We start from the raw sequence: 22797 nt of genomic DNA, 5'->3' as shown, positions 1-22797 counted from the left end.
CGTGCCCAGCACCACGCTCGCGTCCCTCACCACCCTGCGGCTCGGGGGCCCCGCCGAGCACGTTCTGACGATCTCCACCCCCGCCGACTGGGCCGACGCAGTCAGGACCATCGGGCAGCGCCACGAACAGGCCGCCGTGGTGCTGGGCCACGGCAGCAACGTCATCGCCTCCGACGCCGGCCACCCCGGCACCGTCGTGGTGATGAACACCAGGGGCATCACCGCCACCCGCGTGGACGACACCACGGTCGAGGTCACCGTGCAGGCCGGACACCCGCTCACCGACCTCACCGCCTGGGCCACCGCCGAACACCTGGCCGGCATCGAGTGCCTGGTCGGCATACCCGGCACCACCGGCGCCGCCCCCGTCCAGAACGCCGGCGCCTACGGCCAACAGATCTCCGACACCCTCGACCACCTGACGGTCTGGGACTGGGAGATGGGCCGCATGCGGACCCTGCCCGCCGAGGCATGCCGCCTGCGCCACCGCAGCAGCCGGTTCAAGAGCAACCCCGGCCGCTGGACCGTCCTCACGGCGACGTTCCACCTCACCCGCTCACCGGCCGCCCCCGTCACCTACCAGCCGCTCGCGGACGAACTCGGCACATCCATCGGCACCCGGCCGCCCGTCGCCGAGGTGACGGCCGCCGTTCTCGCCAACCGCCACCGCCGTGGACTTCTCCTCGACCCCCACGGCCCCGCCGCCCGCCAGGCCGGATCGGTCTTCCTCAACCCGCCCGTCACCGCCACCCAGGCCACCCGCCTGTCCGCCGCCGGATGCCCCACCCACACGGACAGCGACGGACAGCTCCGAGCCAGCACCGGCTGGCTGCTGGAACACATCGGCTACCGCCCCGGCTACAAGATCGCAGACGGCATCCGCTGCTCAGAACGCCGGACCCTCACGCTCACCGCCCACAACGGAGCGACCGCGACGGGCTTCGCCCATGCTCTCACCGAGCTCTCGGCCCAGGTCGAGATCGCGACCGGGATCAAACTCCGGCCCGAGCCGACGTTGGTCGGCGCCTGGGCGTGAGGCCCAGGCTGGTCTCAGTTTTCATTCACCCCCCTCCGACCAGGTTCGGTCGGAGCCCAGTGGCCCGCTCCACCGCAGGTCAGAACTGGTGTGAACCCCGGCGGACAGCGTTCGGGAGAATTGGAAAGCGTGTTGGGAGCAATCCCTCACGAGTTCGAATCTCGTATCCTCCGCCTCTGCCAGCCATGGCAGCACGAAGGCCCCGACCGCACAGCGGTCGGGGCCTTCGGCGTGTTGGTGAGCGAGCCGCCGCAGTGTTCCGTCAGACGGGGTGCCGGCGAATCCGCCAGAGGGCGAGGGCGGCCAGGAGGGTCGTCAGGGCGGCGAAGAGCGCGGTCTCCAGATACTGGAAGGTCCAGTAGCGGTCCGCCGGCTGCTCGGCGATCTCGACATGGACGTTCCCCTTGGCCAGGCAGGCGGGCAGTTCCGAGAGTGAGCTGTGGTTCATGCAGTCCTGGAACCAGGCGGTGTGGCCGACCTCCTTGCCGGAGGAATCGAGGATGGCGCTGGTCTCGACGACCCAGGGGCCGCCGGGGATGCGCAGCCCGCCGATGTCGCCGTAGGTGCCGATCTTGGTGAGGCGGCCGATCAGTTCGGCGGTGAGGGGGACCGAGGTGCGGGTCGGCGCCTGGTAGTGGGGGCGGATCAGCGTGGGGACGGCGATCTGGAGGGCGGCGAAGACCACCAGGGTGGCGGCCATGGCCGGGACGGCGCGGCGCAGGATCAGGCCCAGGGTGGCGCCCAGGACGAAGGAGAAGGCCGCGTAGGCGAGCGGGACGAGGTTGCGGGAGGCGAAGAGCACCGGCTCGAAGCGGTTGTTGAGAACGGTGGTGACCGGGCCGGTCGCCCAGGTCAGCAGCAGGCTGTACAGGCCAGCGGTGGCCACGCTCAGCAGGCCGACCACTCCGAGTTTGGCGGCGAGCCAGCGGCCGCGGGTCACGCTCTGGTTCCACGCCAGGCGGTGGGTGCCGGCTTCCAGTTCCCGGGCGATCAGCGGTGCGCCCCAGAAGACGCCGATGGCGCCGGGAACGGCGAGCAGCAGGTAGCCGAGCAGGTCGGCCTGGAGGCTGTAGTGGTCGGCGAAGGCTCCGAGCGGTCCCGCGCAGGCGTCGCGGGTGGCGCAGTGGGCGAGGGCGTCGTCGTACGTGTCGTGGATCTGCCCGCCGAGTACGACCAGGTAGACGGCCAGGAGCACGAGTGCCCCGAGGACCACGAGCGCCTGGGCGCGGAACTGGCGCCAGGTCATCCAGATCATCGGTGAACCTCTGCAACGGTCGATGGAGCCACTGGCCGGAGGCTGGGGGATGGTCGGGGGCCGGGCTGTTCCACCCGGCCGAGGTAAGCGAGCACCAGCTCTTCGAGGCCGACCTCGGCGACGGCCCAGGGGCCACCGGCCAGCAGTGCGCGGTCGGCGCGCACGACGGCGGTGCTCTCGTGTTCGGTCCGGTCGGTGCGCAGGATGGTCTCGGCACCGCCGGGCAGGGCCGCGAGGTCCGTACGGCGGGCGGTCACCCGGACGTGGCGGTCGAGCAAGTCCGCTACGTCACCAGCCAATTGGACACGTGAGCCGGCCAGCACGATCAGGTGGTCGCACACCCGCTCCACGTCGGGGAGGGCGTGGGAGGAGAGGACGGCGGCGGCGCCGAGTTCGGTGACCGACTCCATCAGGTGGTCCAGGAACGCGTGCCGCGCCAGCGGATCCAGGGCGGCGGCGGGCTCGTCGAAGATCAGCAGCTCGGGGCGCTTGGCCGCAGCGATGGTCAGGGCGAGTTGAGCGCGCTGGCCGCCGGAGAGCCGGCCGCCCCTGTGCCGGGGATCGAGGTCGATCCGGGCGAGTCGACGGCGGGCGAGGTCCGCGTCCCAGCCGGGGTTGAGCCGGGCGCCCATCCGCAGGTGGTCGGCGACGGACAGGTCGGCGTAGACCGGGGTGTCCTGGGCGACGAAGCCCACCTTGGCCAGGTGGGCCGGCCCGGCGGCGGGGGTGTCGCCCAGCACACGGATCGTGCCCGAGCTGGGCGTGATCAGTCCGCAGGCCAGTTGCAGCAGGGTCGACTTGCCGGCGCCGTTCGGGCCGACCAGCCCGATCACGCGGCCGGGCGGGACGTTCAGGTCGACGTCCGTGAGCGCGTGGTGGCGGCCGTACCGCATGCCCAGCTTCACGGCTTCCAGTACTGGTGTCATGTCGCGCTCCCGGTCAGCCGCGCCGGGCGCGCTTGGCGCGCCACGACCGGACGAGGCGGTACACGCCGTAGCCGACCGCGATCAGGACGGCCAGATTGAGCGCCCACCAGGCGTAGAGCAGTGGGCTTCGCTCGGTCTTCTCGGCTTGGGCCGCCGCCGTGGCCAGCAGGGTGGGTGCGGAGATGAAATCAACCATGCGGCCCAGCCTGTGGAACCTCGGCGCCCGCCGCAGCGGCCGAAGGGACGGTCTGCCTACCGCCGAGTCGTACTTTCGGCTGGTTCGAGGCCGACGGGGTATCGCCTAGCGTGGCGTGGGTGAGTTCGATGAAGCGCCCGACGGCGCTGGTCAACGCGGTACTGGGGCTGCTGTTCGCCCTGACCCTGGTCGCCATGGCCGCCCAGTACGCGGCCCAGGGCCGGGTCTGGGCCTTCGACGCGGCGGTCGGCGCCGTCGTGTGCTCGATCGCGCTCGGCCGTGGGCGGCACCGGGGCTGGGCGACGGCCCTCGGGCTTCTGGTGACAGGCGGGGCAGCGGTCGTCGCCCGGTTCGCCCACCTGCCCGGTGAGCCCGGAGCCGCCGCGGTGCTGGGGCTGCTCGCCCTCGGCGGATCCGCCGTCCGGGCGCTCGCCTGGCGGCAGGCGGCCACTGTCGCGGCGGCCGGGTTGGCCCTGATGACGGCAGGCCTGCTGACCGCCGAGGCGCCGAGCACCCCGTTCCGGGTGGGGATCGAGGTCTGGATCCTCGCGCTCGGCGCCGGGCTCGGCCTGCGCTTCCTGGACCACCGCCGCCACGCAACCGCCGAGGCGGTTCGCCAGGAGGAACGTCTCACCCTGGCAAGGGAGTTGCACGACGTGGTCGCCCACCACATCACCGGCATGGTCGTCCAGACGCAGGCCGCTCGGATCGTGGCAAGGCATCGGCCCGAGAACCTGGATACCACCCTCGCCGGTATCGAGGAAGCCGGCGGCGAAGCGCTTGCCGCGATGCGCCGGGTGGTCGGCCTGCTGCGCGACACCGACGATGTCGCCAGCACGGCCCCCACGGCACTCGGCCCGGAGCAACTGGCTGAACTGGTCCGGCGGTTCGACGGGCACGGCCCCGAGGTGAGCATGCGACTGACCGCCGGGCCGGCACCCTGGCCGCCCGAGGTGGCCACCACCGTCCACCGGATCGTCCAGGAGGCTCTGACCAACGTGGCCCGTCACGCCGCACACGCTCGCACCGCCATCGTCGACATCGTCCAAGGTCCGGCAACCTTGAGCGTCACGGTCACCGACGACGCCCGGCCCGGCCGCCCTCCGCGCAAGCACCATGGCGGCTACGGCCTCATCGGCATGCGCGAGCGGGTCGAGGCGCTCGGCGGCCACCTGTCCGCCGGCCCTGCGCCGGACACCGGGTGGTCGGTCCACGCGGCCCTGCCCCTCTCCGGGAAGGCGCCCCGTTGAGCATCCGCGTCCTGCTCGCCGACGACCAGTCGATGATCCGCGGCGGCCTGCGGCTCATCCTGGAGGACCAGGACGACATCACCGTGGTCGGCGAGGCCGCCGACGGCGCCGAGGCGGTCGAACTCGCCCGCCGGCTTCGACCCGACGTGTGCCTGGTCGACATCCGCATGCCCTGCCTGGACGGCATCGACGTCACCCGCGCCCTGTCCGGCCCCGGCGTCACCGACCCGCTGCGGGTGGTCGTCGTCACCACCTTCGACCTGGACGAGTACGTGCACGGCGCACTGCACGCCGGGGCGGTCGGCTTCGTCCTCAAGGGCGCCGCGCCCGCGCTGCTCGTCGAAGCCGTCCGCGCCGCGCACGCCGGAGACGCCCTGATCTCCCCGTCCATCACCCTGCGACTGCTCCGCAACCTCGCCCCCACCCGGACGACGTCCGTCGCCCGGCCCGCCCAGCCGCTCTCGGCCCGCGAGACGGAGGTGATCCGGGCCATCGCGCGAGGTCGCACCAACCAGGAGATCGCCGCCGCCCTCTTCATCACACTGAGCACCGTCAAGAGCCACCTGGCGACCATCCAGAACAAACTCGGCGTCCGCAACCGCGTCGAGATCGCCGCCTGGGCCTGGGAAAGCCGCCTCATGGACTCCGCCGGAAGAGGCTCCTGAGGCCACGCCGTGGTCTCAGTTCTGGTCTCGTTCACCACCGTCGGGCCGGGTCCGACTGCCGGCCAGCGGATCGCTCCACCGCAGGTCAGAACGAGTGTGAACCACGGCGGACGGCGTTCGGGAGAATTGGAAAGCGTGTTGGGAGCAATCCCTCACGAGTTCGAATCTCGTATCCTCCGCCTTCACGAAGGCCCCGACCGCTCAGCGGTCGGGGCCTTCGCCGTTTCGTGATCGCGGTTGCGGCGGCCCACCGGACCGGCGGAAGGTCGGCAGGAGAACGCGGCCGGTACCGCCGCGCTCCGGACCGTCGCCAGGCCAGAAGATCCGCGAGGGCGGCCGGGTCGCCAACGTCCACTGCCCCGTCGCTGTCGGCGTCGACAACGAGGGCCGACGCGAGGTCCTGGGCCACGGGTGCGTCGGATCGACAACCTCGCCGCTGCGGGGTGTCCGCCCGAAGGTGCCGGGCACCAGATCGACCACCGCGACCGTGCCGGGCTCGGCCGAACAGGGAGTAGCCTGGAGATTACCGAAGGCACTTCGTATGCCGGTACCGGATATTGGCGTCGTCTGCGGCGAACGGCAATGCCGGACCCGACCTCTCGGCCGGGCCCGGGGACAGGCCTTTGATCATGACCACGACCCTCGATCGTGCGACGACGCCCACCGCCACGGATTCCACGGCACGGCTCTCCCTTACGCCCAGCGGCGTGCGGCCCGGCCGTCTGGACGGAGCCTGGTGGCCGCGCTCGCGCGATCTTCTTCTCGAACTCCCCGCCCTGGCCGCCGAGATCGACGAGCGGTGGGGCCGGATCACCCGGATCACTGTGAACCCCGCGCAGTGGCCCGTCATCCCCCGGCGGATAGCGGTCACTGGACACACCGTCCACGCGGGGTGGTTCACCATCGAACAGGACCTGCACGTGATCACGGTCTGTTCCTACGCCCCCCGCCGGCTGAACCTACTGGTCGTCCCGCCCCAGACGGATGCCGTCGAGGCCGCCCGGCTGATGGCCGAGGCCGCCGATCCCGCGAACACCAGGACCGCGAGCGAGCTGCTCGCCGCCGAGTCGAGCGCCGGTGCGACCGGGCCGGACGTCGGTTCCGACTTCCTGCCGTCGGCCGTCACACCCTCCACCGGGCTCGGCGAGGCCGACCGGCGAGCCGATCTCGCCCGGAGCCGGGCCGCCTCCTGGCCGGCGACCGCGTAGGCGGCTGGCGGGAGCCGCCCCGGGCCGGCGCCGGGCCTGCGTCACTCGCGTGACCACTCGGTCGCGGCCTGGGGATCGCCGTCGATACCGGTCCCTTCCCAGAGCCGGACCCGGACTGCCCGGGGGCCCGGCGCGGGTCGGGAGAGGGTCCGAACGAACACGTCCCGGAGGTGGTTGGCCGCCCGCTGCGGCGGACCGTCGTACTCCAACGGATTCGGCATCGCCGTGTCGTCCTGCCGGGACCAGCGGCCGTCGTCGTCCTGGGTCTCCAGAATCCACCGGTAGCGCTGCATCGTGCCCTCCTTGACAACGCTCCTGCCCTGACACGACCGTACGAGGCGGGCGGGCGGAGGGCGACCGGGGATGTCGGCCGGCAGCTCCGGTGCCACGATGGAACCTGGAGCGGAGGAGGTGGCCGATGTTCGAGGCAGGCGACATCCGGGAGTGGCGCGGCCATGACGTGGTCGACGCCGGCGGGCACAAGATCGGCACGCTGGAGTCCGTCTACGTGGACACCGCGACCGATCAGCCGTCCTTCGCCACGGTCACGGTCGGCCTGCCCACCCGCCGCCGCCTGGTGTTCGTCCCGCTGTCCGACGCGACGGTAGGTCCCGGCTACCTGAAGGTCCCCCTGCTCAAGAGCCAGGTGAAACACGCCCCGAGCATCGACACCGACGGCGAGCTCCCCGCCGGGGACGAGGCAGCGGTCTTCGCCCACTACGGCCTGACCTACGCACCGGGCACGGGCGGCGAGCGCCGCCTGGCCCGCCGCTAGGAGCCCATCCAGACCATGAAGGAGGCCGACGATGGCACTGGTGCTGTTGCTCGTCATCGTGGCGATCGTGCTCGGACTGGTCGGTGTCGTCGCCGAGGGCCTGGAGTACCTGCTGTTCATCGGCATCGCCGTACTGATCGTCACGCTGATACTCTCCGCCGTCCGGTTCCGTCGCGGGGGCCGGTCCGTGAACCGCTGAGTACCGCGCCGGGTCCGGGCCGGACCGGGAGTAGCCTGGGCATCACCGAAGGCACCCCGCATGCCGGCACCGGACACTGGCGTCGTCTCCGGCGAACGGCAATCCCGGGCGTGGCACCGGTCAGGTTCGGAGACGGGTCCTTGATCATGACTGTGATCGACGGCGCGACCCTTGCCGGTCCCGAACCCGCCCTGCGGTTCTGCCTGACACCGTCCGGCTCGCGAGCCGGACGGCTGGACGGGGCGTGGTGGCCCCGATCGGACGACCTTCCTTTCGAACTCCCCGCCCTGGCCGGCGAACTGGACACGCGGTGGGGTCGGGTCGCCAGGATCACCGTGAACCCCGCCCAGTGGTTGACCGTCCCCCGACGGATCCCGGTCGCGGGCCACACCGTCCACGCGAGCAGTTTCACCGCTGTGCAGGACCGGCACACGATCTCGGTCCGCTCGCACCTTGCCCGCCGGCTGACCCTGCTGGTCGTCCCGCCGCGGACGGGGGCCGTCGCTGCCGCCCGGCTGATGGCCGAGGCCGCCGATCCCGCGAACACCAGGACCGCGAGCGAGCTGCTCGCCGACGAGCCGTCCGCGAAGGCACCCGACCAGCGGGGGATCGTCTGGCCCGTACGCGACCCCTCGGTCTCGGCCTGGAGCTCCGCCCGGTCGGGCGGCCCGTCGCCCCCCGGCGCTCCGCCTCGGGCCCGCGGCCGACCGGCGGTGACGCCGACCACTGGTGACGCCGCCGTCCGATCCGTCGCTCCTGCGCTCCCGGCGGACCGCCGTCAGTGCTCGGAGCCGCTTCGCAGGTAGGTACCCATGACCTGGAGCCACGCTCCGGGGCCGACGCACGCCTCGATCCGGTGCGGGGTGTCCTCGAAGACCCGCAGGACACGAAGCGCCCCGCTGGAGTGCAGGTCGTACTCGAAGGTGACGCCGTCCGCGCCGTCCGCGCCGTCCTCGTACCGCAGGTCCAGCGACCCACTCGACGGCTCCGCCGGCGGAGAGCAGCGGCGGGGTGGCGCTGTCAGCGCCACTCGATCAGGAACAGGGTGGCGTCGTCGCTCGTGTGCCCGCCCCGCTTCTCCTTCAGCACGTGGGAGAGCGCCCGCACCACGGCCCGCACCCCCTCCTGCGAACGCTCGACGCGGTTGACCCAGTCGATGAGCTGATCCTCCCCGAACTGTTCCCCGCCGGCCTCGCGCTCCTCGACCAGGCCGTCGGTGAAGCACAGGACCCGGTCACCGTGCCGCAGCACCCGCTCGCTGATCACCGGCTCCTCGCCGCCGAACCCGACCGGCAGAGTGGTGACGCTCTCCAGCCGCTCGACGACGACGTGGTCGCGGATCAGCAGCGGACGTGGATGGCCGGCGTTGACCCACTGCAGGTGGCCTCTGACGGTGTTGAGGCGCATCATCTGCGCGGTGACGAAGTGGTCCGGCCCGAACTGCTCCGCGATGGCCCGGTCCATGAACGCGTAGATCTCGGCCAGTCCGATGTCGGCTCGCCTGGCGTGCCGGTACGCGCCGATGGCCACGGTCGCCATGGCAGCGGCGTCCAGCCCGTGGCCCATGGCGTCGATCGTGGCCACGTGCAGTAGGTCGTCGTTCAGCGCGTAGTCGAAGCTGTCGCCGGCCACCTGGTAGGCGGGTTCGAGGATGCCGGCCACGGCGACCCGCGGGGCGGTCATCGCCAGCGGAGGCAGCAGTGACCACTGGATCTCCGCGGCCACGCTCATTGGCTGGAGGCGCCGGGCCTGAAAGATCCGGTCGGTGTAGCCGCTCTTGGTGACCAGCAGATCCGCGACCAGGGAGGCGAAGCGCCGCAGGAGCCGCCGGTCGTCGCCATCGACGTCGTCCAGCGTGAGTGCCAGCACTCCCACCTCGTCCCCGCCGTCCAGCAACGGCAGGTACACCCGCACCCCGTCGCCCTGCGGCACCTCGACGGAGACGGCACGCAGAAAAGCCGCACCTGCGGGCGAGCCGTCGATCGGCACCGGCTCCCCGGCGGCCAGCCCCCGGCCGGACAGCGGCACCAGCACCAGCTGCCCGTAGTCCTGCAGCAGGAGCACCGGGTCACGGCCGCCGAACCCACGCACCGCGTCGGCGACCAACGGAGCGATCAGCTGGGGCGGAAGCTCGTGGGCCTGGTCGAGCAGCGCGCCCAGCAGGTGTTCGCCGAACCCCTCCGACCGGTCCAGGCGCCGCTTGCCGTCCCTGCCCACCGACGGATCCTTCCTGTCCCGTACGAGTAGGCACGGGCGCGATCAACCCCGGCACTCCGGTGCGGTTCACCGGGCCGGTCCTTCCATTACGCCCGACGGCGACGCATTCCGCCCCCGGTCACGCCCCTCCCCGCGGGGCGACGCCGCCGAGAAATCGGCCCTGCAGACTGTGGGCACGACCCCGATGCGCTGCGCAGACGCCGATCCCGGTCTCAGTTCTGGTCTCATTCACCCCCGTACGGCCGCGTTCAACCGCCGCTCAACCAGACACTTCGCCGCAGGTCAGAACCGGTGCGAGTGCTGGCGGACAGCGCTCGGAAGAATTGGAAAGCGTGTTGGGGGCAATCCCTCCGAGTTCGAATCTCGTATCCTCCGCCTCTGCCAGCCATGGCAGAGGCGGAGGCCCCGACCGGGAAACCGGCCGGGGCCTTCGCCGTTTACACGTCCCGGCCGGTTGCGGCCGCCAGCAGGACTTCGGCGGCCTCGGTGCGGACGTAGAGCACGTACCGCCCGCTTCGATGTGCATTCACCAGGCCTGCGGCGCGCAGTGCTGCCAGGTGCTGGGAGACACCGCCGGCCGTGATCCCGGTGCGCCGGGCCAGGTCGGTCGTCGATGCCGGGCTCGCGAGTTCGGCCAGCAGTACCGCCCTGGAGCGACCGAGGACCGATGCCAGGGCGTGTGGGGCACTCATCCGGCGTTCCCAGAGCGTGGCCACTCCGTGGGGCGGGAAACGCAGCACGGGCTGCCAGGTCGGGCTGGTCACGGAGAAGATCCGGGGCCAGACGAACACCGACGGTACGAGAAGCAGACCGTGCCCGCCGAGGTGTCGGATGCCGTGGGTGGAACGGTGCTGGACGTGCAGCGTGTCGGCGTCCCAGGCCACCTTGGGGTCGAGGTCGTTGAGCAGTTGCTGGGCGCCGCCTTCAGCGAGAAGCATGGCCCGGCGGAGCACGTCGCCTTCCAACAGGGAGCGCATCCGCGGCCAGTACGGGGCGACGGCGATCTCCCAATAGGCGTGCATGGTCTCGGCGAGTTCCGCCAGGCCGCGGTGCGGATCGCTCAGGAGCGCGTCGATCCGCTCGGAGCGCGGTGCCCGCCGACCGCCGAGGCCCGAGCGGAGCTGCTCCGGGGTGGTGGACTTCAGGACGGCGAGCTCAAGTCCGATGTCGGGCACCGACGTTGTGGGTGGCGGAGCGATGAAGACCGGTATGAGCAGCGGCGGCTGCGGGACCAGGTCGGCCAGCAGGGACCACTCCAGCCCCGAGGCCGCAAGCCGTGGCCGGACCTCGTCGCTCCACGGCCGGAAGAACGGGTGCTCAGCGGGGTGCTTGATGATCCGGACGCTGGCCACCAACTCCCACAGAGGCGACAGCGCGAACCTGGTACGGGCCAGATCGCGGGTGGAGAACGCCAGGTTCAGCACGGTGCTTCCTTTCGATTCAGCACAGACTAAATTCATCGCCCGCCGGGTCGGGCGGGCCGCAGGCTCGCTCCATGACCACGACCGATCGAATGCGGCAGTCCGGCCTGCCCACGCCCGCACCAGGACCGCGCCGTTCAGTGCTCCGCAACCAGGGCTTCCGGCTACTGATCAGTGCGGCGGCGGTGAGCAAGCTCGGCACTTCGGTCAACTCGCTCGCCCTCCCGCTGGCGGCGGTGTTCGCCCTGCACGCCTCAGCCGGCCAGGTCGGCCTGCTGGCGATGCTGGGCACCCTCTCCTTCCTCCTGATCGGTCTGCCGGCCGGTGCCTGGATCGACCGGATGCGAAAGCGCCCGGTGATGATCGCCGCCGATCTGGCCCGGGCGGCACTCTTCGGATCGGTGCCGGTCTCCTGGCTGTTGGGAATTTTGACCATCCATCAGCTCTACCTGGTCGCCCTGTTGGCGGGCGCGGCCACGGTCTTCTTCGACGTCGCCGTGCAGAGCCATCTCCCCGACCTGGTCGGACGCGAGCAGCTCACCGACGCCAACTCCCACCTGGTGACGGTGGACGCCATCACCCAGGTCGGCGGCCGAAGCGCCGGCGGCCTCCTGGTCTCGCTGCTGTCCGCTCCCGCGGCCGTCGCCGTCGACGCGGTCAGCTACCTGTGGTCGGCGGCCTGCCTGCGGCGGATCCGCCAACCCGAACCGCACCCGCGACAGCGCGCCGATCGCAGCCTGGCCAGTGAGGTCCGCCAGGGCCTGCGGTTCGTGTTCGGCCACCCGCTGCTCCGTCCGATCGCCTTCGCCGGGGCGGCCACCAACCTGTCCATCCAGCTCTGCCAGACCATGCTTCCCGTGGTGTTCGTCCGGGAGCTGGACCTCCCCGGCAGTGCGATCGGCCTGTTCTTCGCCACCGGCGGGATCGGTGTGTTCCTCGGCTCGCTGTCGGCCCGATGGCTCACCCGCCGCTTCGGCGCGGGCCGAGTGCTGGGGCTGATGGGCCTGGCCGTCGCTCCGCTGGGCGTCCTGGTCGCGCTGGTCGACCGTGGCCCAGCGCTCTGGCTGGCCGCCGGGGCCTGGCTCGTCACGACCTGCAAGGTCGGCATCGACAACGTGATCAAGGTCAGCTTCCGTCAGCACGTCACCCCCGACCCACTGCTCGGCCGGATGAACGCCACCATGCGTGTGGTCCTCACCGGTTCCCTCACCATCGGCGCCGCCCTGGCCGCCCTCCTCGGCGAGTTCGCCTCCCCCCGTACCGCCCTCTGGATCGGCGCGGCCGGCCTCGCCACGGTCTGGATCCCGATCCTCTGCTCCCCCCTCCGCACCACCCGCCACCTGCCCGGACCGGCACCAGCACCAGCACCAGCACCAGCACCAGCACCAGCCGACAGCGAGGCACGAGCCTTCAGCGCCGGACCCCGGCAGAACCGGGGGTGAGGCCACGGCCGTTCCGGGAGCATGCCTCACTGCCACGGACCTGCCGCCTCGAGTTCACCTGAGGCGGCAGGTCTCCGCATGGCGGACCTCGGTAGGAAGCGGGCACATCCTGAGCCTCGGCATCATCAGGTCAGAAGGCCCAGGCCGGCGTCAGACAGCCACGAGCCGTACGCGGTCACCACAGAGTTTGGTCATGTCGTCGATGTCGGATGTCAGCAGGACGACCGGTCGTCGCTGCCGCAGCGCCATCTCAGCCACTGCCGCGTCGATTGCGCACTTGTGGCCGTGAAGACCTGCCGCCATCAACATCGCGGAGGCCGCTCGGGCCTCCTCGTCCCCCACCTGCACGATCCGCAGCCCGGACAGAATCCACCGGAGGCGGGCCTGGTCGGTACGGCTGTGCACGGCTTCGATGATGGTCAGAGCGCTGATGACCACCTCCATGCCCCGCTTCCGCGCCTCCGCGACCAGCGCGACGGCGGGCTCGTGGTCGTCGAGCAGCTTGGAGAGACCCTCGGAGTCGAGCACCAGGGTGCCCTCGTGACTCAGCTTGCGACGGGCCATCCGTCCTCCTCGGCGAACACCTCGTCGAAGACCTGCCGCGCGCGCTCCTGCTCCGCCGGCGAGATCGATCCGTTCCGGCGTTCGTAGTCGGCCAGGTACTCGTCAAGGATCTGACCGCGCAGCTCCCGCTCGACGGCGGCAGTGATGAACGCCGAGAACTCGCGCTTGCCCACCCGTTGGCGGATCGCCTCGGCCGTTCCTTCGGGCAGGGAGAGGCTGACTCTGGTGGCCGGCCCCTCGCCGATGCTGTAGGGCGTCTCAGTCATGGAGCAAGATTATCAAAGAAGTAGGAATGGGAGCCCGGACCGCACAGCGGTCCGGGCCGTCATCGGCTGGGGATCAGCACAGGTGAATCCTTTCCGGGCCGCTGGGCCTCTCATCCATGTGACCGGCGCACTGGCCGGTGGATACCTGGAGGAGAAGCACCATGATGATCGTCGGCATCGCAGTGATCGGCACGCTGCTCGTGGGTGCGTGCACCTGGCATCTGGTGCGGCGTCGGAAGAGCCGGGTCTGACGGGCGCGTTCCGGATACCAGGAGGACGCATGAACCAGAGTCTCCGCTGGCCGGACGCGCGGCTGATCGAGGCCGCGCAGGCCGGCGACGTCACGTCGCTCACCGCCGTCGTCGTGGAGTCGCAGCCCCATGTACGCAGGTTCGCGCTGTCCCTGTGCGCCTCGCCGCAGGATGCCGAGGACGCGGCGCAGGAGGCGCTGATCATCCTCTACCGGAAGATCGGCACCCTGCGGGCGACCGGTGCGCTCGCCTCGTGGGTGTTCCGGATCGTCCGCAACGAATGCCTTCGGCAGGTGCGGGTGCTCGTCTCCCGTGCCGACGAGGCGGCCGCCGAACCGGAGGCGGGCGAGGAGCCGTCCGCCGAGGAGGCGGTGCTGCGCAGGCTGGAGGCGGAGCGGATCGCGGCCGCGATCGGTGCCCTGCCCCGTGACCAGCGGCAGGTCCTGATCATGCGGGACGTGCAGAACCTGCCCGGCAGGGCCGTGGCCCGTTCGCTCGGTCTGAGCACGCCCGCGATGAAGTCGCGGCTGCACAGGGCCCGCGCGGCGTTGCGGTACTCCTTGGCCGTGCCCGATGAAGTCGTCGATCCACCAGTCGCAGGAGCAGGAGCAGGAGCAGGAGAACAATGACCGTGACGCTCATGAAGACGCCGGCCGCGCCCGAGACGGGTTTCGCCAGCAAGTCCGTTCCGCGCCACCTCGCGCGCGGCCTCCTCGGCTTCGGGCTGATCATCGGCTCGATCGCCCTGACTCCCCTGGTCGGCCCGGTCGTCCTGCTGGCGGCGCCGCTCGGCCTGGTCGCGCTGCGCGGCTGCCCCGCCTGCTGGACGATCGGCCTGGCGCAGACGATCTCCCGCGGCCGTCTGCAGCGCGCGTGCGTGGACGGCGTGTGCACCCTCACCACGGCGCGGCGTCCGGGCGGGGAGGCCCCGTAACCGCCTGGACGCGGTGATGCCCGGGCGGGGTCTGGACCTTCGGCGTTCCGCGGTCGCCTCAGGACACCGTGGTCGACGGCCCCCCGTCCGCCGTGAGGCCGGTGGCGACGGCGAGGACGGCGAGGCGGATGCGGTTGTCCCGGCCCGTCTTCGCCATCAGGTTCGCCACGTGTGTCTTGACCGTGGTGACGCCCAGGTGCAGGCGGTCGGCGATCTCCTTGTTGGACAGGCCGCTGCCGATCAGGCCGAGCACCTCCCGCTCGCGCGGGGTGATGGCGGGCGCCACCGGGACCTCGGCGCGGGTGCCGCGGGACACCCCGACGCGGGCGTCGACGGCGTGCCCGACGAGCCGGTCGAGAGCGTCCCGGCTGAACGGGGCCTCGCCGTCCGCGGCCCGGCGTACGGCGTCGATCAGCTCGGCCGGCGGGGTGTCCTTGACCAGGAAGCCGCAGGCCCCGGCTGCAAGCGCCGGGTAGAGGTGATCGTCGTCGTCGAAGGTGGTGAGCGCGACCACGCGAGCGGCGGGGCAGCCGGCCAGGATGCGCCGGGTGGCGGTGATGCCGTCCATGACGGGCATCCGCAGGTCCATCAGGACGACATCCGGCCGGAGGCGCTCGGCCAGCCGCACCGCCTCTGCGCCGTTGACCGCCTCGCCGAGGATGTCGATGTCCGGGGCCTGCTCGAAGAGCATGCGCAGGCCCATGCGGACGAGTTGCTGATCGTCGGCCACCAGGATGTTGATCACGGTGTCTGCTCCGGGACTCGTACGGACGCGGGCGGGGCGGGGAGTGCGGCCGTGAGCCGCCAGCCCCGGGGTGTCGGACCTGCGTCCAGGCGGCCGCCGAACAGGTCCACGCGTTCGCGCATGCCGATCAGCCCGTGCCCCGACGGCCCCGGGTCCGACGGTCCGGGACGACCCGCGCCGTCGTCCTGGAGCGTCAGGTGCACGGCGTCGTCGTCGGCCAGCCGTACGGTCAACTCGGCCGTGGTACCGGGGCCGGCGTGCTTGGCCGCGTTCGCCAGGCCCTCCTGGGCCAGGCGGAGCACGGCAAGGCCGCGTACCGCGTCGAGGCGCGCGAGCGCCGGGTCCACGTCCGCGGTGACGGCCAGACCAGTGCGGCGGCTGCCTTCCAGCACCGACTCCAGCACGGTCGGCAGCGCTCCGGGCGTGACCAGGGCGGAGGCCGTCCCGGCTCCCGCGACGCTGTCCGGGTCACGCAGGACGGCCACCAGGCGGCGCAGATCGGCCAGGGCCTCGCTGCCGCTGGAGTGCAGGTCGTCGAAGACCTCGGTGACCCGCGTGTCGACGGTGGCGGGGATGACGTGCCGGGCGATACCGACGCGCAGCACCATCGACGAGACGTGGTGGGCCACCAGATCGTGCAACTCGCGTGCGATGGCCGTGCGTTCCACAGCGCGGGCGGCCAGCAACCGCTGACCGGCCCGGACCTTCTCCTGATCCGCGTGCATGCGGGCGGTGCGGGCGGCGTCGCGGGTGACCCGTACATAGGCGCCCATGAGCAGCGGCAGGCCGGCCACGATGCCCATCTTGTAGAGCACCGAGGGGAGTTCGCCGGGCAGGTCGGCGAGGCGGTTCACCGCGACGGCGAGCGCCAGTGCCGCCGCCCCGGCCGCCGGGCGTCGGCCGCACCCCCGTAGGGCCAGCTCGAAGAGGACGACGGCGGCCAGCACCTTCACCGCGGGGACGATGTCCGAGCCGAGGACGTGCGCGGCGACGAGAAGGCCGGACAGCGCGAGCAGCGCGCCGAACGCCCACCGGCCCGCGACCGCACACAGCGCGAGCCCGACCGCGGCGAGACCCCAGTCCCGGGCACCGGCGGGCCGGTGCACCAGCAGGAGGTCACCGACGAGCACGCCGACCAGTACCACCGCCCGCACGGCGGCGAACCGTTGATCGAACACGAGCTCAATCCCTGATCGATTCACGCGCTTCACGATAGGCGGGTGCCGCTGCGCCCCGGGTCCTGCGGTGGGAGGAGGCGCCTCCTCCCACCGGCCGCGATGACCGGCCCGCGGGAGGAACCGGACACCCGGTCCGGACTGCGAGTGTGGTCGCCATGGATACGAACGGGAACGGGAAAAGCGGGAACGAGAAGACGAACGGCAACGGGAACGCCGGTTCCCTGCACCGGCGTTCCCTCCTTGGCGGCGCGGCCGCCCTCGGGGTGGTGGCGGGCTCGGTCCTCGGCGCGGGCGCACCCGCGGCGAGCGCCGCCCAGGGCGGGTCGCGCGCCAAGGACGGGCGGTTCCAGGGGAAGTCGGTGCTCATCACGGGCGGCACCTCGGGTATCGGCAGGGCCACCGCCCGCGCCTTCGCGGCGGCCGGCGCCCACGTCGGATTCTGCGGCAGGCGGGCCGAGTTGGGGCGCCAGGTGGAACGGGAGATCCGGGACGCCGGCGGCGAGGCCACCTACATCCAGGCCGATGTGCGGGTGGCCGACCAGCTGCAGAACTTCACGGACCGGGTCGCGAGCCGCTACGGCGGCATCGACGTGGCCTTCAACAACGCGGGGATCGGCAGCGGCCGACTGCCGCACGAGCTGAGCGTCGAGGAGTGGGACGACGTCCACGCCACCAACGCCCGGGGCGTCTTCCTCGCCGTCAAGTACCAGGTCCCGTACATGCTCAAGGCCGGGCACGGCGTCATCGTCTGCACCTCCTCCTCGGCGGCCGACCAGGCCCGGCCGACCAGCGCCGCGTACACCGCGAGCAAGCGGGCGGTGCAGGGCATCGTGAAGGCGGCCGCGCTCGCCTACGGGACCCGGGGCATCAGGGTCAACGCCCTGCTGCCCGGCACCACCGACACCCCCTTCGTCCGCCCGCCCGGCATCCCGGACGAGGCCTGGGCGGCGTACAAGAAGGCGTTCGGCCCGCTCAACATCGACGGCCTGGAGCGGATGGCCGAGGCCGAGGAGATCGCGCGCGCCGTGCTCGGGCTCGCGTCCGACGACTTTCCCTACATGACGGGCGCCTCGGTCGCGGTGGACGGCGGAAGCACCGCCGGCCGGAAGATGGTCCAGCCGAGCCGCGGCTGAGGACGCGGTGGACTCGTCGGTCGATCCGGTGTGCCCGTAACGGCGGGAGCCTTCCGATGCACACGGGAGCACGGGCCGCGACCCCCGGTGCGGACGCTTCCGCCGGTCATTTCGGCGATCGGGCAGTGGTCCCGGCGGCATTTCCCGGCTCCGGGTGCCGGGTGAAGGCGGTGCGATAGGCGCTGGGGGTCAGGCCGGTCCGCCTCGACAGGTGCTGGCGCAGGGAGTCGGTGGTGGCGAGGCCGCTGTGCCCGGCCACCTGGTCCATCGGCAGGTCGGTCGCCTCCAGGAGCTCCTGTGCGCGGATCACGCGCTGGTGGAGGAGCCACTGCAGCGGGCTCAGTCCGGTTTCGTCGTGGAACCTGCGGGTCAGGGTGCGGACGCTGACTGCCGCGTGAGCGGCGAGGTCGGCACGGGTGAGCGGTGCGTGCAGGCGGTCGAGCGCCCACGCGCGGGTCGCGGCCAGCGAGGTGCCCGTCTCGGGTGGCAGCGGGGTCGCGATGAACTGCGCCTGCCCGCCCGGCCGCACCGGCGCCGCCACCACCAGCCTGGCGACGGCGTTGGCCGCCACGGCGCCGTAGTCGGTCCGTACGAGGTGCAGGCACAGGTCGATGCCCGCGGACAGCCCGGCGGAGGTCAGGACGTTGCCGTCGTCGACGTACAGGACGTCGGGCCGCAGCTCGACCGCGGGGAAGCGCGTGGAGAACTCCTCGGACATGGCCCAGTAGGTGGTGGCACTACGTCCGTCGAGCAGTCCGGCCTGGGCGAGGACGAAAGCCCCGGTGCAGATCGAGGCGACGCGCTTCCCCTCGGCCGACGCGCGGCGCAGTGCCGCGAGGACACACGGGTCGATGTCCTCGCGGGCACTGGTCCCGGTCACGATGACGGTGTCGGCGTCGTCGACGGCCTCCAGCCCGTGCGGGACGCCGACCTGCAGGCTTCCGCTGGTGGCGAGGGGGCCGGGTTGGGCGGTGCAGACGCGGACCCGGTAGCCGGGGCGGCCGTCGACGACCGTCTCGCCGAGGACGAGCTCCGGGATGGACAGGTCGAAGGTGGTGGCAGGGGGGACGGCGATGACGGCAACCCGGTGCATGGCCCGAACCTCCGGATCTTTGGCATTCGGGCCACTACCTTACGGATCACCCGTGGCGGAGGGTAGAGCCGTCGGGGCGGCCGGCCCCGTCCCTCTGCGACCAGGGAGTACCCGTGACCTTGCACGTCATCGTTGGAGCCGGAGCCACCGGATCGGCCGCGGCGCGCCTGTTGGCGGACGCCGGTGAGCAGGTCCGGCTCGTCACCCGCCGGGGCGGCGGACCGCGGCACGAGCGGATCGAGCGGGTGGCCGCCGACGCCGCCGATACCCGCCGGCTGGTCGAGCTGACCGCCGGGGCGGCGGTCCTGTTCAACTGCGCCATGCCGGCCTACGACCGGTGGCCGTCCGAGTTCCCGCCGCTGGCCGCATCACTGCTGGTCGCCGCAGAACGCAGCGGGGCGGACTACGTGATGCTCGGCAACACCTACGGCTACGGGCTCGTCGACGGGCCCGTCACCGAGGACCTTCCGATGGCGCCCAACAGCGTCAAGGGGCACGTCCGGGCCCGGATGTGGCTCGACGCACTCGCCGCGCACGATGCGGGCCGGGTGCGGGTGACCGAGGTCCGGGCGAGCGACTACCTGGGCGCGGGCGCCTACTCGCCCTTCACGCTCATGGTGGGGGCCCAGGTGTTGAGCGGCGCGCCCGTCGCGTATCCGGGAGATCTCGACGCCCCGCACAGCTGGACCTACACCGGCGACGCGGCGCGCACGCTGATCGCCGCCGCCCGGAACGCGACGTCCTGGGGCCGCGCCTGGCACGTGCCGTCCACCTCCCAGGCCCCGGTTCGCGAACTGGCCGCGCACCTGGCCCTGGCCGCCGGCGCGCCCGCCCCCGACCTGGCACACCTGACGAGGGCCGAACTGGAGGCGATCGGCCGGACCGACTCCGTCATGGCCGAGTTCCCGGAAATGCTGTACCTGTACGACCGCCCCGGCATCCTCGACGCGGCGGACACGACGGCGATCCTCGGCCTGACCCCGACGCCGGTCGCGGCGGTCCTGGCCGAGATGGCCGCAGCGCACAGCGGCTCCGCGAGCCCGACGAACCCCGGATAGCCGACACCCACTCGACTTCGGAACACATTCCGAAGTAACATCTCTCCATGTCCACTCTCACCGTGTCGTTCTCTGACCTGTCAAAGAACTCCAAGCGCGTCGCCGACACCGTTGAGCAGGCCCAACGAGTCCACGTCACGCGCCGTGACGGCGAGGACCTCTACCTCACGACCGAGCGCCACGACCGCCAGCGCGAGGAGACCGCGGACGTCACCGCCCGTCTGTTCGCCGCCCTGATGAGCAACGACGAGGGCGCTCGGGCCGTACTCCTCGCACTACCCGCCGTCTTTCCGTGGACCCGGCACCTGTCGGCCGAGGAGGTGCGCGAGTTCGTCGTCGACCTGGTGGACGCCACGCGCGACGCCGTGGAGCTGGACGTGCATTCCAACCTGCACCGCGTCATCGTCGAGTGGCGCGCGACCGCCAGAATCCTGGCCGACCCCGAGCTGACCGCTCAACTCACCCGACCGCTGCAGGGCGAGGACCACGGCGAGGTGCCCGCACCGTGAGCCCCAAGCGTGGTGACGACGTCCCGCCACCGCCCGTCGGCGACGAATGGCGACTACGGTTCGCCACTTCCGATGCCGCCAAGGGGTGGGGCGACCTCTGCACGGAGGCCGCGGGGAATGCCCGCCGCTACTTCGAAGCCCTGCGGACCAACCCGCTGTCCATGAGCGATCCGGATCGCCAGCACCGCCTGCGCGGCCGCCTCGCCACCCGAACGCTGGGCGGGGAGGAACTGCCGCAGTGGGAGTACGAGGTGACGGCCGGCGGCCGCGTGCGCTATCTCGTGGACGAGGCCAGCAGGACGGTCCACTTCGTCTACGCCTCTACTCGGCACCCGAAGGACACCGACGGTTAGACCGTCCCGAGGAAGGCGTAAAGGGGGCGCGAAGAAGAAGGCCTGACACGGCGCCTGGGGAGGTCGAGTGCATTGCGATCATCTGATGATGATTCCGTGACCGCGATCTCATCCCACGGGTGGTCCCCGACCGCTAGCGTCTGATCGGGACATGTGAGGCGGGGACGGCCGCGCCGGGGGTCGAGGGGAGCGTGGGCATGCAGCCGCTGGAAGCGGACGATCCGCGGCAGGTGGGCGAGTACCGCTTGCTGCGGCAGCTCGGGGCGGGCGGGATGGGCCGGGTCTACCTCGGCCGGACGGCGGGCGGGCGGACCGTCGCCGTCAAGGTGGTCCGTCGCGATCTGGCCGGGGACCCCGAGTTCCGGGCCCGGTTCCGGCAGGAGGTGGCGGCCGCCCGGCGGGTCGGCGGGGCGTGGACGGCACCGGTTCTGGATGCGGACACCGAGGGCGGGCAGCCCTGGGTGGCCACCGGCTACATCGCCGGGCCCGCGCTCGGCGCCGCCGTCCGGGAGTTCGGGCCGCTGCCCGAACCGGCTGTACGGACCCTCGGCATCGGACTCGCCGAGGCGCTCGCCCATGTGCACGGCCTCGGGCTGGTCCACCGGGACGTCAAGCCGTCCAACGTGCTGCTCACCCTGGACGGGCCGCGGCTGATCGACTTTGGCATCGCCCGCGCGCTGGACGCCGCCACCATGCTCACCCGGTCCGGCCAGGTGTTCGGCTCGCCGGGCTTCATGTCGCCGGAGCAGGCGAACGGGCTGCCCGCCGGGCCCGCCGGCGACGTCTTCTCGCTCGGCGCGGTGCTCGCGTACGCGGCGACGGGCACGATGCCGTTCGGCTCCGGGGTGAGCGCGCCCATCCTGCTCTACCGGGTGCTGCACGAGGAGCCGGACCTCTCCGGGCTGGCCGACCCGCTGTACTCCATCGTCCGCGACTGCCTGGCCAAGGACCCGGCCGCCCGGCCGACCCCCGAGCAGTTGCGGGCCCGGCTGGACGGCGACGGCTCGGCGGCCGCCCGGCTCGGGCACGGGGACTGGCTGCCGTCGGCCCTGGCGGCGGCGGTCGGGCGCAGTGCCGTGCAGCTGCTGGACCTGGAGGGGGACCGAGGGTCCGGGGAGCGGACGGCCGCGGCGGACGTCACTGCTGCGCCGGCTCCGGAGGCGCCGGCCGCCGAGGCCTGGGCTCCCACCGGGGGCCGGACGATGGCCGAGGCGGCGAGGGCCGCGCGAGCGGCCGAGGCGGCAAAGACCGCACCAGGCACCGGGGTGACCGAGGTGACCGGGCTCCCCGGGTTCGGGCCGCCGGCCCCGCCGGGTTTCGGCCCGCCGACCGTGGCGCCCGTCGGGCCGGCCGGCCCGTACCCGCCGACCCCGCTCCCGGCCCCGCTCCCGACACAACCGCCGGTGCCGGTGCCGGTCTACGCGCCGTACCCGCAGCGGCCACGCGACCGGCGGGGGTACGGCGTCCTGGCGGCCGTGCTGGCCGTCGCGGTGCTGCTGGGCGGCGGCTACCTGCTGATCGAGCGGCTGCGGGACAACGGCCGACAGCCCGACGCGTCCGGCCCCGCGCCGACCGCCCCGGCCGGGCACAGGACGGCACCGACCACCCCGGCGTCGAAGAGCCCCGAGTCGACCGGTGACGGCTCCGACCCGTCCGACGAGAGCCCCGAGCCCGGCGCGGCCCCCACGGACCCGGGGCCGGGCATCGTCCCCGCGAAGTTCCTCGGGACGTGGGTCGGCGAGCTCATGGCGGCCAACGGGGACGTCACCACCCTCACCCTGACCATCGCCCAGTCGGCGAAGAGCGAGGAGAAGAGCAGGATCCGCGCCGAGACGCCGAAGACCGGCACCTGGTGCGAAGGCGCGTGGACGCTCACCGACGCCGACGAGAGCAAGGTCTCCTACGCGTCCCGGATGACCGGCACCTCGGCCGGTGAGAAGTGCGTCGCCGACCGGTCGGTCGACCGGGTGATCACGATGCAGCCGGACGGCACCCTCCGCTACAGCATGGACCTGCTCAAGCCGGACCAGTACCTGGTGCTGCGAAAGAAGGGCTGAGGCGCGGCCAGGCGGCGCGCGCGCCGGGTTCACCTCCCACCCGTGCCCGCCAGCCCCGGTCGGGCG

Annotated in this window: 28 protein-coding genes and 1 pseudogene; 17 read left to right on the top strand and 12 right to left on the bottom strand. The window is 72.2% G+C overall.

Annotation, left to right across the window (positions count from 1 at the left end; translation table 11 throughout):
• Position 1 precedes the first annotated feature (1 nt).
• Positions 2 to 1036, top strand: coding sequence for a UDP-N-acetylmuramate dehydrogenase (locus ACIGZJ_RS10030; RefSeq protein ID WP_396456767.1), 1035 nt, complete (start codon positions 2 to 4; stop codon positions 1034 to 1036).
• A 262-nt stretch (positions 1037 to 1298) separates the two neighbouring features.
• Here the strand turns inward: ACIGZJ_RS10030 and ACIGZJ_RS10025 are convergent, their stop codons facing one another.
• Genes ACIGZJ_RS10025 through ACIGZJ_RS10015 form a run of 3 tightly spaced genes read right to left on the bottom strand, consistent with a single transcriptional unit; the run spans position 1299 to position 3413 of the window.
• Positions 1299 to 2291 carry an ABC transporter permease subunit gene (locus ACIGZJ_RS10025; protein WP_396456765.1) on the bottom strand — a complete coding sequence of 331 codons (993 nt, stop codon included), beginning with the start codon at positions 2289 to 2291 and terminating at the stop codon, positions 1299 to 1301.
• On the bottom strand, positions 2288 to 3217 hold the full coding sequence (locus ACIGZJ_RS10020; RefSeq protein WP_396456764.1) for an ABC transporter ATP-binding protein: 930 nt from the start codon (positions 3215 to 3217) through the stop codon (positions 2288 to 2290). The genes ACIGZJ_RS10025 and ACIGZJ_RS10020 overlap by 4 nt, the downstream gene beginning before the upstream one ends.
• A 13-nt stretch (positions 3218 to 3230) precedes the next feature.
• On the bottom strand, positions 3231 to 3413 hold the full coding sequence (locus ACIGZJ_RS10015; RefSeq protein ID WP_396456763.1) for a hypothetical protein: 183 nt from the start codon (positions 3411 to 3413) through the stop codon (positions 3231 to 3233).
• 128 nt (positions 3414 to 3541) lie between these two features.
• On the opposite strand from ACIGZJ_RS10015, the gene ACIGZJ_RS10010 reads away from it, so the two are divergent.
• From ACIGZJ_RS10010 to ACIGZJ_RS09995, 4 genes and pseudogenes are all read left to right on the top strand, one after another.
• Positions 3542 to 4663, top strand: a complete 1122-nt coding sequence (locus ACIGZJ_RS10010; protein ID WP_396456867.1) for a sensor histidine kinase — start codon at positions 3542 to 3544, stop codon at positions 4661 to 4663.
• Positions 4660 to 5328, top strand: a complete 669-nt coding sequence (locus ACIGZJ_RS10005) for a response regulator (protein ID WP_396456762.1) — start codon at positions 4660 to 4662, stop codon at positions 5326 to 5328. The genes ACIGZJ_RS10010 and ACIGZJ_RS10005 overlap by 4 nt, the downstream gene beginning before the upstream one ends.
• 322 nt (positions 5329 to 5650) lie before the next feature.
• Positions 5651 to 5725: pseudogene (locus ACIGZJ_RS10000) on the top strand (hypothetical protein); the annotation flags it as partial.
• Between the two features lie 232 nt (positions 5726 to 5957).
• The gene (locus ACIGZJ_RS09995; protein ID WP_396456761.1) at positions 5958 to 6536 is read left to right on the top strand and encodes a DUF5994 family protein; all 579 of its coding nucleotides are present in this window, start codon (positions 5958 to 5960) and stop codon (positions 6534 to 6536) included.
• 41 nt (positions 6537 to 6577) lie between these two features.
• On the opposite strand, the gene ACIGZJ_RS09990 is transcribed toward ACIGZJ_RS09995, so the two are convergent.
• Complete coding sequence (locus ACIGZJ_RS09990) at positions 6578 to 6829, bottom strand: hypothetical protein (protein ID WP_396456760.1); 252 nt, start codon at positions 6827 to 6829, stop codon at positions 6578 to 6580.
• Between the two features lie 125 nt (positions 6830 to 6954).
• On the opposite strand from ACIGZJ_RS09990, the gene ACIGZJ_RS09985 reads away from it, so the two are divergent.
• The 3 genes from ACIGZJ_RS09985 to ACIGZJ_RS09975 all read left to right on the top strand — a co-directional run bounded on the left by ACIGZJ_RS09985 (position 6955) and on the right by ACIGZJ_RS09975 (position 8316).
• Positions 6955 to 7311 (top strand): PRC-barrel domain-containing protein, encoded by a 357-nt coding sequence (locus ACIGZJ_RS09985; RefSeq protein ID WP_396456759.1) that lies wholly within the window; start codon positions 6955 to 6957, stop codon positions 7309 to 7311.
• Positions 7312 to 7342: 31 nt separating this feature from the next.
• Positions 7343 to 7510, top strand: a complete 168-nt coding sequence (locus ACIGZJ_RS09980) for a hypothetical protein (protein ID WP_396456758.1) — start codon at positions 7343 to 7345, stop codon at positions 7508 to 7510.
• 146 nt (positions 7511 to 7656) lie between these two features.
• Complete coding sequence (locus ACIGZJ_RS09975) at positions 7657 to 8316, top strand: DUF5994 family protein (RefSeq protein ID WP_396456757.1); 660 nt, start codon at positions 7657 to 7659, stop codon at positions 8314 to 8316.
• On the opposite strand, the gene ACIGZJ_RS09970 is transcribed toward ACIGZJ_RS09975, so the two are convergent.
• From ACIGZJ_RS09970 to ACIGZJ_RS09960, 3 genes are all read right to left on the bottom strand, one after another.
• Positions 8289 to 8540 carry a hypothetical protein gene (locus tag ACIGZJ_RS09970; protein WP_396456756.1) on the bottom strand — a complete coding sequence of 84 codons (252 nt, stop codon included), beginning with the start codon at positions 8538 to 8540 and terminating at the stop codon, positions 8289 to 8291. The genes ACIGZJ_RS09975 and ACIGZJ_RS09970 overlap by 28 nt on opposite strands.
• Positions 8531 to 9727: a PP2C family protein-serine/threonine phosphatase gene (locus tag ACIGZJ_RS09965; protein ID WP_396456755.1), complete on the bottom strand. Its 1197-nt coding sequence runs from the start codon at positions 9725 to 9727 to the stop codon at positions 8531 to 8533. Before ACIGZJ_RS09965 ends, ACIGZJ_RS09970 begins: the two co-directional genes overlap by 10 nt.
• A gap of 437 nt (positions 9728 to 10164) precedes the next feature.
• Complete coding sequence (locus tag ACIGZJ_RS09960; protein WP_396456754.1) at positions 10165 to 11151, bottom strand: DUF5937 family protein; 987 nt, start codon at positions 11149 to 11151, stop codon at positions 10165 to 10167.
• 71 nt (positions 11152 to 11222) lie between these two features.
• Here ACIGZJ_RS09960 and ACIGZJ_RS09955 point away from each other — a divergent pair, with 71 nt between their 5' ends.
• Complete coding sequence (locus ACIGZJ_RS09955; protein ID WP_396456753.1) at positions 11223 to 12590, top strand: MFS transporter; 1368 nt, start codon at positions 11223 to 11225, stop codon at positions 12588 to 12590.
• A gap of 150 nt (positions 12591 to 12740) precedes the next feature.
• On the opposite strand, the gene ACIGZJ_RS09950 is transcribed toward ACIGZJ_RS09955, so the two are convergent.
• On the bottom strand, positions 12741 to 13154 hold the full coding sequence (locus ACIGZJ_RS09950; RefSeq protein ID WP_396456752.1) for a DNA-binding protein: 414 nt from the start codon (positions 13152 to 13154) through the stop codon (positions 12741 to 12743).
• Positions 13136 to 13420, bottom strand: a complete 285-nt coding sequence (locus tag ACIGZJ_RS09945; RefSeq protein WP_396456751.1) for a hypothetical protein — start codon at positions 13418 to 13420, stop codon at positions 13136 to 13138. Before ACIGZJ_RS09945 ends, ACIGZJ_RS09950 begins: the two co-directional genes overlap by 19 nt.
• Positions 13421 to 13581: 161 nt before the next feature.
• Between ACIGZJ_RS09945 and ACIGZJ_RS09940 the strand changes: the two genes are divergently transcribed.
• From ACIGZJ_RS09940 to ACIGZJ_RS09930, 3 genes are read left to right on the top strand one after another with little or no spacing between them, the layout of a single operon-like run.
• Positions 13582 to 13671, top strand: coding sequence for an LPXTG cell wall anchor domain-containing protein (locus ACIGZJ_RS09940; protein WP_396456750.1), 90 nt, complete (start codon positions 13582 to 13584; stop codon positions 13669 to 13671).
• Between the two features lie 29 nt (positions 13672 to 13700).
• Complete coding sequence (locus ACIGZJ_RS09935; protein ID WP_396456749.1) at positions 13701 to 14300, top strand: RNA polymerase sigma factor; 600 nt, start codon at positions 13701 to 13703, stop codon at positions 14298 to 14300.
• Positions 14297 to 14605, top strand: a complete 309-nt coding sequence (locus ACIGZJ_RS09930; RefSeq protein ID WP_396456748.1) for a hypothetical protein — start codon at positions 14297 to 14299, stop codon at positions 14603 to 14605. Before ACIGZJ_RS09935 ends, ACIGZJ_RS09930 begins: the two co-directional genes overlap by 4 nt.
• Before the next feature lie 58 nt (positions 14606 to 14663).
• On the opposite strand, the gene ACIGZJ_RS09925 is transcribed toward ACIGZJ_RS09930, so the two are convergent.
• Positions 14664 to 15350, bottom strand: a complete 687-nt coding sequence (locus ACIGZJ_RS09925; RefSeq protein WP_396456747.1) for a response regulator — start codon at positions 15348 to 15350, stop codon at positions 14664 to 14666.
• Positions 15347 to 16528, bottom strand: coding sequence for a sensor histidine kinase (locus ACIGZJ_RS09920; protein WP_396456746.1), 1182 nt, complete (start codon positions 16526 to 16528; stop codon positions 15347 to 15349). Before ACIGZJ_RS09920 ends, ACIGZJ_RS09925 begins: the two co-directional genes overlap by 4 nt.
• A 155-nt stretch (positions 16529 to 16683) precedes the next feature.
• On the opposite strand from ACIGZJ_RS09920, the gene ACIGZJ_RS09915 reads away from it, so the two are divergent.
• On the top strand, positions 16684 to 17661 hold the full coding sequence (locus tag ACIGZJ_RS09915; protein WP_396456745.1) for an SDR family NAD(P)-dependent oxidoreductase: 978 nt from the start codon (positions 16684 to 16686) through the stop codon (positions 17659 to 17661).
• A 106-nt stretch (positions 17662 to 17767) separates the two neighbouring features.
• Here ACIGZJ_RS09915 and ACIGZJ_RS09910 read toward each other — a convergent pair whose 3' ends face one another.
• Positions 17768 to 18754 (bottom strand): GlxA family transcriptional regulator, encoded by a 987-nt coding sequence (locus ACIGZJ_RS09910; protein WP_396456744.1) that lies wholly within the window; start codon positions 18752 to 18754, stop codon positions 17768 to 17770.
• 113 nt (positions 18755 to 18867) lie between these two features.
• On the opposite strand from ACIGZJ_RS09910, the gene ACIGZJ_RS09905 reads away from it, so the two are divergent.
• The 4 genes from ACIGZJ_RS09905 to ACIGZJ_RS09890 all read left to right on the top strand — a co-directional run bounded on the left by ACIGZJ_RS09905 (position 18868) and on the right by ACIGZJ_RS09890 (position 22731).
• The gene (locus ACIGZJ_RS09905; protein ID WP_396456743.1) at positions 18868 to 19812 is read left to right on the top strand and encodes an NAD-dependent epimerase/dehydratase family protein; all 945 of its coding nucleotides are present in this window, start codon (positions 18868 to 18870) and stop codon (positions 19810 to 19812) included.
• Between the two features lie 47 nt (positions 19813 to 19859).
• Entirely contained in the window at positions 19860 to 20321 is a 462-nt protein-coding gene (locus ACIGZJ_RS09900) for a prevent-host-death family protein (protein ID WP_396456742.1), read from the top strand.
• On the top strand, positions 20318 to 20674 hold the full coding sequence (locus ACIGZJ_RS09895; protein WP_396456741.1) for a hypothetical protein: 357 nt from the start codon (positions 20318 to 20320) through the stop codon (positions 20672 to 20674). The genes ACIGZJ_RS09900 and ACIGZJ_RS09895 overlap by 4 nt, the downstream gene beginning before the upstream one ends.
• 197 nt (positions 20675 to 20871) lie before the next feature.
• On the top strand, positions 20872 to 22731 hold the full coding sequence (locus ACIGZJ_RS09890; protein WP_396456740.1) for a protein kinase: 1860 nt from the start codon (positions 20872 to 20874) through the stop codon (positions 22729 to 22731).
• Positions 22732 to 22797 lie beyond the last annotated feature (66 nt).

Origin of the sequence: Kitasatospora sp. NPDC052868 (genome assembly GCF_044547105.1) — a bacterium.
GTDB lineage: Bacteria > Actinomycetota > Actinomycetes > Streptomycetales > Streptomycetaceae > Kitasatospora.
The sequence above is the reverse complement of the archived record's forward strand: the minus strand, read 5'-3'. Positions and strand labels throughout refer to the sequence as shown.

Excerpts from the sequence above, each read along its gene's own strand:
- ACIGZJ_RS09940 (WP_396456750.1), top strand. The coding sequence starts at position 13,582 with ATGATGATCGTCGGCATCGCAGTGATCGGCACGCTGCTCGTGGGTGCG.
- ACIGZJ_RS09975 (WP_396456757.1), top strand. The coding sequence starts at position 7,657 with ATGACTGTGATCGACGGCGCGACCCTTGCCGGTCCCGAACCCGCCCTG.
- ACIGZJ_RS10015 (WP_396456763.1), bottom strand. The coding sequence starts at position 3,413 with ATGGTTGATTTCATCTCCGCACCCACCCTGCTGGCCACGGCGGCGGCC.
- ACIGZJ_RS10025 (WP_396456765.1), bottom strand. The coding sequence starts at position 2,291 with ATGATCTGGATGACCTGGCGCCAGTTCCGCGCCCAGGCGCTCGTGGTC.
- ACIGZJ_RS09945 (WP_396456751.1), bottom strand. The coding sequence starts at position 13,420 with ATGACTGAGACGCCCTACAGCATCGGCGAGGGGCCGGCCACCAGAGTC.
- ACIGZJ_RS09980 (WP_396456758.1), top strand. The coding sequence starts at position 7,343 with ATGGCACTGGTGCTGTTGCTCGTCATCGTGGCGATCGTGCTCGGACTG.
- ACIGZJ_RS09935 (WP_396456749.1), top strand. The coding sequence starts at position 13,701 with ATGAACCAGAGTCTCCGCTGGCCGGACGCGCGGCTGATCGAGGCCGCG.
- ACIGZJ_RS09890 (WP_396456740.1), top strand. The coding sequence starts at position 20,872 with ATGCAGCCGCTGGAAGCGGACGATCCGCGGCAGGTGGGCGAGTACCGC.
- ACIGZJ_RS09985 (WP_396456759.1), top strand. The coding sequence starts at position 6,955 with ATGTTCGAGGCAGGCGACATCCGGGAGTGGCGCGGCCATGACGTGGTC.
- ACIGZJ_RS10010 (WP_396456867.1), top strand. The coding sequence starts at position 3,542 with ATGAAGCGCCCGACGGCGCTGGTCAACGCGGTACTGGGGCTGCTGTTC.
- ACIGZJ_RS09990 (WP_396456760.1), bottom strand. The coding sequence starts at position 6,829 with ATGCAGCGCTACCGGTGGATTCTGGAGACCCAGGACGACGACGGCCGC.
- ACIGZJ_RS09930 (WP_396456748.1), top strand. The coding sequence starts at position 14,297 with ATGACCGTGACGCTCATGAAGACGCCGGCCGCGCCCGAGACGGGTTTC.
- ACIGZJ_RS10020 (WP_396456764.1), bottom strand. The coding sequence starts at position 3,217 with ATGACACCAGTACTGGAAGCCGTGAAGCTGGGCATGCGGTACGGCCGC.
- ACIGZJ_RS09910 (WP_396456744.1), bottom strand. The coding sequence starts at position 18,754 with ATGCACCGGGTTGCCGTCATCGCCGTCCCCCCTGCCACCACCTTCGAC.
- ACIGZJ_RS09900 (WP_396456742.1), top strand. The coding sequence starts at position 19,860 with ATGTCCACTCTCACCGTGTCGTTCTCTGACCTGTCAAAGAACTCCAAG.
- ACIGZJ_RS09915 (WP_396456745.1), top strand. The coding sequence starts at position 16,684 with ATGGATACGAACGGGAACGGGAAAAGCGGGAACGAGAAGACGAACGGC.
- ACIGZJ_RS09995 (WP_396456761.1), top strand. The coding sequence starts at position 5,958 with ATGACCACGACCCTCGATCGTGCGACGACGCCCACCGCCACGGATTCC.
- ACIGZJ_RS09950 (WP_396456752.1), bottom strand. The coding sequence starts at position 13,154 with ATGGCCCGTCGCAAGCTGAGTCACGAGGGCACCCTGGTGCTCGACTCC.
- ACIGZJ_RS09955 (WP_396456753.1), top strand. The coding sequence starts at position 11,223 with ATGACCACGACCGATCGAATGCGGCAGTCCGGCCTGCCCACGCCCGCA.